11 protein-coding genes and 1 pseudogene are annotated in these 11,291 nt (G+C 42.5%); 3 read left to right on the top strand and 9 right to left on the bottom strand.

The window, feature by feature from the left end; translation table 11 throughout:
* Nucleotides 1–39: 39 nt before the first annotated feature.
* From L3V35_RS24080 to L3V35_RS24060, 5 genes are all read right to left on the bottom strand, one after another.
* Nucleotides 40–426, bottom strand: coding sequence for a JAB domain-containing protein (locus L3V35_RS24080; protein WP_225998628.1), 387 nt, complete (start codon nt 424–426; stop codon nt 40–42).
* A gap of 561 nt (nt 427–987) precedes the next feature.
* Complete coding sequence (locus tag L3V35_RS24075; RefSeq protein WP_237300774.1) at nt 988–1,305, bottom strand: hypothetical protein; 318 nt, start codon at nt 1,303–1,305, stop codon at nt 988–990.
* Between the two features lie 8 nt (nt 1,306–1,313).
* Nucleotides 1,314–1,823 (bottom strand): hypothetical protein, encoded by a 510-nt coding sequence (locus tag L3V35_RS24070; protein ID WP_048659243.1) that lies wholly within the window; start codon nt 1,821–1,823, stop codon nt 1,314–1,316.
* A gap of 495 nt (nt 1,824–2,318) precedes the next feature.
* Nucleotides 2,319–2,618: a hypothetical protein gene (locus L3V35_RS24065; protein ID WP_171388398.1), complete on the bottom strand. Its 300-nt coding sequence runs from the start codon at nt 2,616–2,618 to the stop codon at nt 2,319–2,321.
* A 16-nt stretch (nt 2,619–2,634) separates the two neighbouring features.
* Entirely contained in the window at nt 2,635–3,408 is a 774-nt protein-coding gene (locus tag L3V35_RS24060) for a ParA family protein (protein WP_237300773.1), read from the bottom strand.
* A 335-nt stretch (nt 3,409–3,743) separates the two neighbouring features.
* On the opposite strand from L3V35_RS24060, the gene L3V35_RS24055 reads away from it, so the two are divergent.
* Nucleotides 3,744–4,316: a DUF2913 family protein gene (locus L3V35_RS24055; RefSeq protein WP_171762994.1), complete on the top strand. Its 573-nt coding sequence runs from the start codon at nt 3,744–3,746 to the stop codon at nt 4,314–4,316.
* 142 nt (nt 4,317–4,458) lie between these two features.
* Here the strand turns inward: L3V35_RS24055 and L3V35_RS25575 are convergent.
* From L3V35_RS25575 to L3V35_RS24035, 3 genes and pseudogenes are all read right to left on the bottom strand, one after another.
* Nucleotides 4,459–4,982 (bottom strand): annotated as a pseudogene (locus L3V35_RS25575) (replication initiation protein); the annotation flags it as partial.
* A gap of 56 nt (nt 4,983–5,038) precedes the next feature.
* Nucleotides 5,039–5,401, bottom strand: coding sequence for a hypothetical protein (locus tag L3V35_RS24040; protein WP_237300772.1), 363 nt, complete (start codon nt 5,399–5,401; stop codon nt 5,039–5,041).
* Nucleotides 5,402–5,891: 490 nt separating this feature from the next.
* Nucleotides 5,892–6,500, bottom strand: a complete 609-nt coding sequence (locus L3V35_RS24035) for a KilA-N domain-containing protein (protein WP_237300771.1) — start codon at nt 6,498–6,500, stop codon at nt 5,892–5,894.
* A 506-nt stretch (nt 6,501–7,006) separates the two neighbouring features.
* Between L3V35_RS24035 and L3V35_RS24030 the strand changes: the two genes are divergently transcribed.
* Together L3V35_RS24030 and L3V35_RS24025 are read left to right on the top strand one after the other, a co-directional pair.
* Nucleotides 7,007–8,287 (top strand): hypothetical protein, encoded by a 1,281-nt coding sequence (locus L3V35_RS24030; RefSeq protein ID WP_237300770.1) that lies wholly within the window; start codon nt 7,007–7,009, stop codon nt 8,285–8,287.
* A 178-nt stretch (nt 8,288–8,465) separates the two neighbouring features.
* Nucleotides 8,466–10,040, top strand: a complete 1,575-nt coding sequence (locus L3V35_RS24025) for an EAL domain-containing protein (protein ID WP_237300769.1) — start codon at nt 8,466–8,468, stop codon at nt 10,038–10,040.
* 412 nt (nt 10,041–10,452) lie between these two features.
* Here L3V35_RS24025 and L3V35_RS24020 read toward each other — a convergent pair.
* The coding region (locus tag L3V35_RS24020; protein ID WP_237300768.1) for an Ig-like domain-containing protein at nt 10,453–11,291 on the bottom strand (839 nt) is incomplete at its 5' end.

Below are 11,291 nucleotides of genomic sequence, written 5' to 3'. Positions count from 1 at the left end.
AAGTTGCATGCGTTTCTAATCATTGATTACTCCTTGAAATCAAGCAATTACATTGCGTTTTACATATGCGCTTCTTGGCGCACCACTTGGGTGGTTATGATAGAGAATAACCGCACTCGCGTTCGTGGCCAGCGACGCTTTCACGACTTCACGCGGATAGACCGAAGCGGCATTAACGGTACCGTAGAACATCTCTTTGGTGCGCAACACTCGATGTTGATTATCGAGGAAGATAATCCCAAACACTTCAGACTCACAAGCGGCCAAGGACGTTTGGCAGAACGATTTCACCAATTCAGGCGAGGTTAATGGTGTTTGTTCTGAAATAAACAGTTTGGATTTGAGAATACTTGCGGCCTGGTCAAGGATGCCCTTTTCTTCTAATGTGAATAACGAAACATTTGAGTATTGAACACGTGCTGACATGGTATTTCCTTTCGGTCTTGGTGAGCGTCTGACTGTCCGTACCCAGTTGCAGGTTCTGTAGCGCAAGGGCGCGCAGCGGCGAAGCCTCCCTAACGCGAGGGTTCTCAAATGGGACGGTTTAAAGGAAGCCGCGTCAACATGCCAAAGGACAGCCTAAGCCAGTACCTCAACCCAAAGCACGTCGCCCAGTTAGAAAGATCCCTTCCCCACCAAAAGGGCGCCCTGCTGGTTACTCGACTTGCGCCACTCAATATTAATGCCTGCTCGTTACGAGCGTTTTTCTCGGTTTACTTGATTGGATGATTGCACACCGAATGTTCGCATCCCCCTCAACCAAGGACTCCCCCTCCGACGACGCGCTCATATTTGTCATAAAAGAACCTAAACGTGCTCACACACTCGATAACGTTGACCACTTAGTACAGGACCGAACAAGGCGTTGCTCGTCGAAAAACACAACCCGTTTGAATGCCGCGAACGGCTAGAATATCGAAACAAAATCCAGACACACTAATGACCTTCTCTTATGAGTGTTTGATGACGTAACACAATAAGCAGGCTTCAGTCGTCATACAGAGAAGAGAGTAAAGCCTTTGCCGACTCGCGATGCTCGGAGGTGGTTTCTATCGTCCTTTCCGTTTTCTTGGCGTAGGCGTAATCTTCTCGCATCTGCTTAATGGTGGTAGTGTTATCACACACACTGATACTCACCCCCTTCCCTCGGTTGCCTTCCTCTAGTATTAACGAGTCGGTATACCCAAACTCATTCACCAAAATCTCATGAACCTTGACGGCCTTTACGGTGGAGTAAAAGTCGGTTGAATTCACCAAAATCACGTACATGGATATGTCAGCGGATACCGTAGAACGAGCTGTCATGTGACCCCCTAAGCGCCAAAACGCACATCGAAACAAAATCCTGAGCACTTAAACGTTCCCTCCCCCGTTGTCACAAAGCGCAACGCTGGAAACACAGACCCGTAAGTGGTGTACATAATGATGTGATCCACTCGCTCGTGAAGAAACCATTCACCAAAGCCAGCGCCATTTAATTCGATGAAAAAGTCACGGATTTCATGGAAAGCAAAACGACGCGACACCAATTGCGGAAACTGTTGCTTGATAGCGTCAACGAACCCTTGGTCTTTTAACGCGGCGATATCAGCCAGTTGCTCTGGCGACTGACGACGACTGAACATTTTCAAACGCTGGATTTTGGAAACAAAATCAGACTTTCTTTTCACCTCATCACGACACTTTTTGACTTGATAGCGCAACTTCAATACTGCCAAAGGACTAGAGATATCATTTTTTGGTGAGCTTTCGTGCCCCAGCGGCGAAACGCTGGTCGATGAATTTGAATTAGAGAGAGTTGGGGTTGAGTTTTGTTGCGCCATGAGAGTTTCCTTTCTGTTTGAGTATCACTTTTCGGAGCCGCTTGGCTGCCCGCTCTCTCAACATCGTTCTGCTTTGCAAGGGCGCGCAGCGGCGAAGCCTCCCTTGAAAAACAGGTTGTGGGGAGAGACGGTTAACAGCCCGCGAACCCGAAAATGAGGCGAGTGAAAGAAATCGGCGCATAAGAAAACAAGCCCTTATTCGAACTTATTCAAAGACAGAGAGATCAACGAGGAGGGAACGACAAGGCGCTAAGGCTCTTAGGACAGTCAGGGCCTAGCCCGCAGGGTGCCCCTTAAGGCAACATAAGAATCGTGATAAAGACACGTTTAAAGTGTTTGTCTTTACAAGGAAATGAGGCTCAGAACAGGTAACAAGACTCTTCAAGTGTCATGTTCATCAATGTTTGAAGTTAAGTCCGAGGTAGGCCCTATGACATCGCTTAAAGTCTATAACGAGCCTTTAGATAAGGCATGTAGTACATAGGTAATACATGTTTAATTCATTTTGTTGATCAACTCAATGAGATCTTCATCATCGATCTTGTCTCGATATAAAGCCAAGGCTCGGTACAGTTTTGCTGCAGACACATTTCTCTCTGTCTGCTCTTGCAGATTTGCTACCCAATCAGTTATCCGTTCTTTATCAGTCAGTGACATTCTAAGAGTCAGAGGAGGCACCTTATAAGATGTCGTCACTTTCTTTTTGACAGTCGTAATTCCAGTCGACTTACTTGAACCCTCGTTCTTGTCACTAGAGATAGCTGTTATCGCTCCTCGTTTCTTTAACCTGCTCATGTGTATTACCTATGTATTACATTAAATTTAAAAGAAATGCAGCGAGTTTACGGTAATCATTATTAACAAGAGAGCCCGATTTATAAAAACGCACAGGAGAAGAAACGGCATTAGCTTGGCCGACATGCTCAGAACGACGGACAGATACTGGTAACAATTTATCTTGTACTACCTCCAATTCCTCATTAATGAACTCATTGATAATAGTGTTTCTTGAGTCGACCTCGTTCCTCAGGATCAGATAATTACCTTCATCCTCCTTAATTTCAGATACAGCTTCGAGTAAAGGGCTAATGCCGTCCAATGAAAATGCCCCTGAATCAATAGGGATCAAAATAAGGTCTGAGGCCTGGATTGCGTTGAGAGTCGTTAGGGATAAGTTTGGTGGAGTATCAAGAAGAATGAAATCATAGGTATCACCTAACTTTGCCAATTGCTTCTCTAAAATTCGTTCACGATTAATCTTTGTCAGTGATGTTTCGATGACACGTGACAACTGAACATCAGCAGGAACAACATAGAGGTTTTCAATGGAGTTCCCATTAAGCTTTGCAGGTTGAATTAAATCGACAATGGACACAACTTTAGGCTTATCAAACAAAGCAGCAACCGTCTCTTCAAACTTAAAATCACGTTGTCCGGTTAACGTTTTGGAGCAGTTCCCTTGAGGATCAAGGTCAATGACTAACACTTTTCGTTTTCGTGTAAGCTCAGCTCCTAAATTGACAAGAGTCGTGGTTTTTCCAACGCCACCTTTTTGGTTCGCTGCACTGATGATCTTTGTTTTCATAGTAGACACCTCATGTATTACATAGGTAATACACTTTTCATTAAAAGTTATCCATCCGTTACTAATCGATAATCTCAAGGCTGTAAAAAACCTGAAGAAGATGGCACCAGCCGCGTTGAATTAAGTTATTAGGCTTCTCACCAACCAATACCTGTTGTTTAACCTAACCTCAAGACTAGAATCAAAGTCGAGTTCTAAAATTGAAAATATTGTGACTACGATGGGTACACGGTTTAAGCATTACAACTAGCAAGTTACGTCACTTAGCTTTCTGCCATAGAGCCTTGCTATTTTCATGATAAGATACCCTCACCAATAAATAGTCCATGTGAACAATGTCAGAACATTCATACCATCAACTTCTTAAGTCGACCTTCGAAAACACTCTTCTTCACCTTTACTTCAAAGTAAACATTGCCAGTCACTTTGTTAAAGAAGAGCAACGAAACAAGATCATCATTGACTTCTTGAAGCCAAAAATCAAACAAGCTCGATATAGCATTATCAAGAAAAAGCTTAAAACGGTTTGTTTGATGAAGAATAAGTTTGGCTCAATCGAAAAACACTTAGAAAGCGTTTTATCTCAATATTCAGCGATAGAAAGTCAAAACGACGTTGATAAGCTTTATGCCTTGTTAGAACGCTTTGAGAAGAGCGGATTAGAAACAAAACTTATTGAAGAGACCCCTAAACAGGAAATGGACGTTGTTTATATCGACAGAGCACATATCGATAACTGCTTCGATAATGAAAACCGTCAGATTGCACCCATTTCGCTGTTTATACATACGAATGAATTAGACAGGTTCACTCAGTGCTTAGTCACCCAGCCTTATTTCACATTTGAGTTGTGCCAAACAAGTGAAGAGTTGAAGAACTACCACTATCAAGTTCACCCAATTAGCTAACACAACCAAATCTAAAAAGCAGGGCACTTCCAACCCATATCAAGATGTGTTTGACGCGATTTACCAAGTGGTACTACCAGCCTTTTCCTTTTATCATCACAATCAAGGGAAATCTTTTGATCTTCGAGCAGTAAGCTGATCAGGTATTTTTATAATGAGCGAAACTCTCGACACGGCGTTTAAAGCTCGTATAACTGCCCTTTTCTCTTTCTTCGTCGACAATGTCATACGCGTATCGGCGAGTGTGTTCAAACAAAGTACAGTTTCGAGAATAAGAGACATCAGTCTCTTGACGAAGCCATGGCCGCGTTGTCTCCAGCTCAAGAGAATCCGCTAACTCATTGAGTTCATAGACACTGCGGTGAAGTTCGGTCGTCTGCCACCAAGGATGAAAGGGCGTTTTGGCAACAGGTACTGAATGGGTTTGGATCGTGCTTGATCGCTGGTGAAAACCGGCACAATAGCGTAAAAAAGGTGGGCTTTATTACTGGTGCGGTTTCGAACGATTAGATTAGGGGGTGGCAAGCCTTCATCTTGCCAAATATAGGGGTTGGGGACAGAGCGATGGTCATGATCGATGTCAAACACCATCCACGCCTGCATATCTTTACGATTAACCTGCATATACGGCCATCTGACCTCATAGTTTCGAGGTCTGATGAGCATCGCGGTTTTATTGTCATTGCACCTCGACAAATAAGGCGCTTCCTCAAGTAGCCGACTCAAACACGAAATGGATGAAGACGCAGCGTATTCAGAATGAGCCGTCCTCTCATCACCCTCGGTGCACCTTGCCCATACTCACCTCTAGAAAAAACAAAGCAAGAGAGATTATCTTGAGCGTTGAGCGCCGTTACTGAATCAGTACTATTGACTCTCTCTGACAAGATTTGAGAGCCGGTCAGAGCCATTCCTTTCGAGCTTTCGTAGCCGCCACGGGTGTCAATTTTTATCGAACGCCTTTCCGAAGGACAACTGACTGCATCACGCCACTCTTCTTTACCTTTTAAGACTAAATTGGAGACTGCTTCAATACTGGTTTGAATAACTTTACCCTGTACGACCGCAAACACATGATGATTCATAAAGTTGACCTCGGCTAAATAACGCTCACCTTCTGAGAAACCAATAACGCAACTCTGGAAAATTAAAATGCGTCAAAGCCAACGTTGTCTGATTCTTTGTATTCGCTTCTCAAGGCCGAATAAACGAATTCGCAGTCGTACTTGTTCAAACACATGGTTCGAACGCCTTAATTGGGTCATTAACCTCGCCTGCTCAACCCATAATAAAGAAAATTTGCTATTATATACAATTGCAAATTAAATCATTTAAGAACAAAACCTTACAAAAAACCAAAATTGACAATGGCGACAAAATTGCGACATATTTTGAGCTATCAGATAGAAAGCCGGTCAATAATATGGTTTTTCTCGTCTAATTTCCCATTGAGTTACTAAATATTAGTAATACCTATCAAAAAATATGTCTTGTCAGCGCACTATGATTTCGACTTAACGCCATTACATCATCTACCAACTTCTCGAGTTGCTTGTGCTGCATTTGCATTCGGCCTTAAAAGCCTTGGTATTCACTTCCATCCACCAATGCTAGGCCATACTCTCTCGCTTGCTGCTTAAGTAACTGCAGTTCTGGGATTTGACTACGCAATTCATTTTCTAAGTCTTGTTTAAGTACTCTTTTTGCCAATGCATGTTCAAAACCATGCCCTTGTGACCAAGCATTAGTATTGAATACAGAATTGTAGTGCGCATGTACAGTTTGCGTTGTTACGTTTTTCGCCTTCGCCAACTCAAAAATTAAGTCGTTTAAGGAGAGGTCTTGCGGAACGGTTGGAGCTGGAAGAGCTGCAGCTGTGGGCATACTGTCGAACGCACGAATGACATTTAGATGGAACTTAGGGCTAACCCACATTGCATAAGAATAAACAAGTTCTTTGCATACCCAAGTCCCCGCATTACTACCGCCACGTTTGGTGTTTACAGCAAAGCAGGAATTACTGCTTTGCTCAATTTCATTAACCAGTTCTTGAGTTTGCTGATTCTTAATAAAAATACTTGGACGATGTCGATTGTGTCCACCACTTGCTTTATGTAAATCATTTAACGAGTACAAATTATCAAGTGTGCGGATGTCTTTATTAACGATAGTTAGATTAGGCATGATGGCCTCCTATGCGACTTAATTAAATCACCACAAGAAGGTCCTAAACTTCGGGTGGTGAACTGAACAAGGTTAGGACTACCGCGCATAGGAACGGCCAGCCGAAGCTGCCTCGCCCAGCCCACCATAATGCTGATAGTACGTTTTTTAAGTAAAACGACTATGTTCAGGCGTGCCGAAGCCGCACATAAAAAAGGCCAGCAGAAGCTGACACTAATATGCCCTATACAAAAGCGGGGTCCTAAACCCGACACTGGATTTTGCCAGTGTCGGGTTTAGGATGTGGGAGAGCAGTGTCAAACGTTTAATAACGTTGCATATTGTATAGAGCATAGTTCTTACAATCAGCTTGCCTCACCCATGAACGTAGACAGGATTGAGACAAAAAATTCCAGAGAAGACACGCCGCTCCAGAGTCACACTAAATTATTAAATAATTTAGATTCGTTTTATTTGTAACTATTGTAGTTTGGCCACTCAAACAAATGCGAATGAGAAGATTTATCATGAATTATTTAAAGAAAATCATAGTTTCTTCGTTTTTCCTCTCCCCAATACATTGTTATTCCACAGAAATTAGAGGGGAAGCATTACAATCGAATGACTCTTACGAAAATAAGGTTAGTAGTAAAAAATCGTTAGAATTAGAAGCCTCCGGCTGTACTGGGGACTCCTCTTGGATTGATTACCCTTCCTTACCTCAAGAGCCTACAGAAACTAGTAAATCCGATACTAATTGCAGTTTTATGCAGTTTGCATGGCAATCTTTTGCTTATTATACCAGTGACAAGACATCGGATTTATTCTTGAATATGATGCCGAAAGACAGAATATTTAAAGAGATACCCGATAGTTGGGACAATAAAGGTGATCAAGGATTAGTACAAAGTGAGATCCTTCAAGCCGGCTCTAATTTCCCATTGAACGATCAAGAAAGCAATCCGGTCTTCTATCAACAAAGTGTCAATAAAAAATTCTACAATGACATCGTCAAACACGGATTAAACAATAGCCAATGTGTCGCCGAGATTGATAGTGGGAAAACACCGTTTGAAATATCCCCAGGCTCCACTGAAGTAAAAACCTCATGGAAATTAATATCTAATAACGACAACCCTGAAAAATTTTTCACTATTCATAGAGATGTTGAGATCAACGGGGTAGTAAGGAGTAATGTTCTAATGGGCTTGGTTGGGATTCATATAGTACGAAAAACAAGGAATCATCCTGAATTCATTTGGACCACATTTGAACACAAGGAAAACGCTCCTGATTGTGCTGATGTTCCTAACCTATCAAATTTTGAAAAATCAGGTAAATGGACATTTTTCAACCCAATGTCCTTTCAGAAAGTGAATACTTACTTCCCTGGTAAACCTACCCAAGTCTGTAGAGAAACACCCTATGGGGTTGGTGTTTTAACGAAAACTGAAGTAGCTAAAGATATAAAAGCGCTTAACGAGGCAATGTCAGATTATTACCAATCACGCAAATCTGTTTGGTCTAACTACTTCCTTGTGGGTACATCTTGGACAGTCTCAAACGAGAGTGATTTAAATAAAGGAGAGGTGCCTCCCACTTGGAAAAATGAAATAGGGGGTTCGAAGTTATTATCAAACAGTACAATGGAGACCTATGTCCAAAACCCTCAATGGTTTGCTTTAGTGCACCCTAAAGAAGATAGGGGCTGTTTTGCTTGCCATAAATATGATCCTTTAACAAAGAAAGCCTTACATTTAAGCCATATGTTTAATGCGGCCCAAGATTACGGTCAGTGTTTTCTTTAAGGGTTGATTTAGAGCCTAAAAATTAAAACTTCCTAACAAAAAGTGATCAGCTTTCCACTTTTATAATTTGCCTTTTAAGATCAAGGATTTCTTATAGAAAGAAACATTAATTAAACCGCATAATAACATTTGATAACTCAACACAATCCGTTGGATTTATAATTATAAAGAGTTAAGCATGCGCTCCAGACACCCTTGGTTAAACCGCTTATTCAGTCCCCACCCTCAATGGGTCTATAAGACTGGTGTTATGTTATTGGCCCTGTTGTTTAGCTTATTGGCTTCATTAGCCACCAGTCTTTATCAAGTTCATAATGAAATTAAGCATGACGTCGACTACCTCGATCAAATCGTTTCTGTTGCGATTAAATATGGGCTTGAAAAACCCACTCTTTCTGAAGCCAGCGTCGCTAGCGGTGAATGCTCCACTGACACTATCGAACAGTTAGAGAAGCTTTATGTGTCGCATCTACTTATGTCGATACCCATCGTTAATCTTGATAAGCAGAAGCCCTATACCTATTGCTCTCCTTTCGGTGTTGAGCAATTTGAACAACGTAATTTTAAGAACTTACTCAATACACAATTAAAAGGAGAAATGTGGCGTTTAGCGATTTATTCTCTCTCTACAACCCCAAAACATCCCCCCTATCTATACGGCTCGAATGGACAATACGGTTTCCTCTTTCCATTACGCACGGAATACCTTTTCCTTGAAAAGGATTTAGACCATCAACGCTCTATTCGTTTATCTTTACCAAAAGAAAATTACACTATCCTTGAAATAGGCAGTTTGCCCAAGGCCGATCGCCTGTACTCGAACTCAGTTGCTTCAAACTATCTGCCTCTTACCTTTGAATCCTCCGTCTCTACCTCACGAGTGCTCTCGAAGTTTAAGCAAAACTTGTGGCCGGTTACCACTTTACTCTTTATGATTTCACTCACCATTTTTTGGTTATGTGTTTCCTATTGGCACGCAAAAAAAGAAATTGCTCTTCAAAAAGCGGTTCGAGACGCCCAGTTTTTCCCCTATTATCAACCCATCGTCGACGCACAAACAGGTAAAATGCTCGGTGTCGAAGCTTTACTCCGATGGCTTCCCTCTGATGGCCGTGTCATAGAACCAAGCAAGTTCATCCATTATCTAGAGCAAAGTGGGGAGATCATTTCAACAACAGAAAATCTCATTACAACCATTTACCGCGACTTATCGCCTTTGATGAGTCAAAACTCCGAGTTTTATTGCAGTGTCAACATCACGCCTCTGCACCTCCAAAATGACGATTTTTACCACTATTTAAAGCGGTTTCAGCACGACTACTCAAAACTGACGCTTGAATTAACAGAACGCCAACCGATTGAAAATTTAGCGTTTGCCAGTCAGCGTATTGCCTTACTCAAAACATTAGGGCTTAAAATAAGCCTTGATGATGCAGGTACCGGTTATGGCGGAAACTCCTATTTGCATTATTTCGATATTGACACTATCAAAATAGACAAAATGTTTACACGCTCCATTGATGAAGGAAAGTCCGCTGTTCTCGATGGGTATATTGAGATGGCTAAACAATTAGAACTCAATCTAGTAGCGGAAGGAGTTGAAAATAAACTCGAAGCTAAAGGGCTTTTATTAAGAGGCGTCTTTCAACATCAAGGTTACTACTACGCCAAACCTATGTCGATTGAAGATCTCCATCGCTGGGCTTTAGATTACGGTTATACTCACGAGCGGGTTAGTGAGACGCTCAACTAAAAACGTCACGGAGCTTGCCTTATTCAACGACGAGCGCCCAAATAGATATCATTTTTTGGTGAGCTTTCATGGCCAGCGGCGAAACACTGGTCGCTGAAATTCGATTTAGAGAGCGTTGGAGTTGTATGTTATTGTTATATAAGGAGTTTTATTTCTTTTTGAGGAAGGTTAACAGCCTGCGAGCACCATCAAATGATGCGAGTCAAAAGGGAAATCAACACATAAAACAGCAAGCCCTTACTCGAACTTAATTGAAATCAGTAAAAGGTAACGACGAGGCGCAGTAGCGCAGGCGTTCAAGATTGCAGCGATATCCTTTTAGATACAGCTGACTGCACATCGATGAAAAAGATAACCACCTGCAAAAGTAGGTGGTTATAAGTTGGAATATCAAAAACTCATACGTTAAACGTTAGGGAACTGAGACGCAGGACGCGTACAACTCTTCTTCTCCCAGACTCAACCCTCCGCCGCCATTCCTGAGGTCTATATTAAAAAAGCCAGGGCCTCTACTCTCACTTGACCAGTAATTTAACCTGACTGGCCAGCCGCGCGCGTTGAACATATTGCCGTATGTATTGAAGAGCAATTCTAACTCATTTTTTGTTGCCAAACGCCAGTTGGTGCGTCCTGCTAAATCCTCATTACTATATGTAACACATAAGCGACTTGCATTATCCCAAGAGAACCAAAAGAAATCTCCAGCAGGCCCAGAAGTTCCAATTTCTTGCGTAAAACCATTATTTGCACTTCCTCCAATGGAGGATAAAAAGAATTTTGAGGGTGAATTGGTAAACAACGTCCCATTCCCAGTATCGAATAGATCAATACATGAAGAAGCACCTAAGGACGTACATCTATATACCTCCACGCTCACTGTGTTACTGGTGACACCATCTTTAGTGGCGGTTATCGTTGTTTGGCCGACGTTGACGCCAGACAAGAAGCCTGTCGGCGTTACTGTCGCGGTACTCAGATCCTCCGACGTCCAAGTGACGGAATCACTCACATCGGAGGAAGTGGTATCACTGTAGGTTGCGGTTGCCATTAGTGGTGTCAGTTGACCTTTGGCCACAGAAACCGAAGGCGGTGTGACCGAAATCGCGGTGATGACCGCAGCGCTGACCTCCACGCTCACTGTGTTACTGGTGACACCATCTTTAGTGGCGGTTATCGTTGTTTGGCCGACGTTGACGCCAGACAAGAAGCCTGTCGGCGTTACTGTCGCGGTACTCAGATCCTCCGACGTCC

The organism is Vibrio sp. L5-1 (assembly GCF_021728315.1).
In the GTDB taxonomy this organism is placed as follows: Bacteria; Pseudomonadota; Gammaproteobacteria; order Enterobacterales; family Vibrionaceae; genus Vibrio; species Vibrio splendidus_K.
This window is presented reverse-complemented; position numbering and strand designations above follow the sequence as displayed.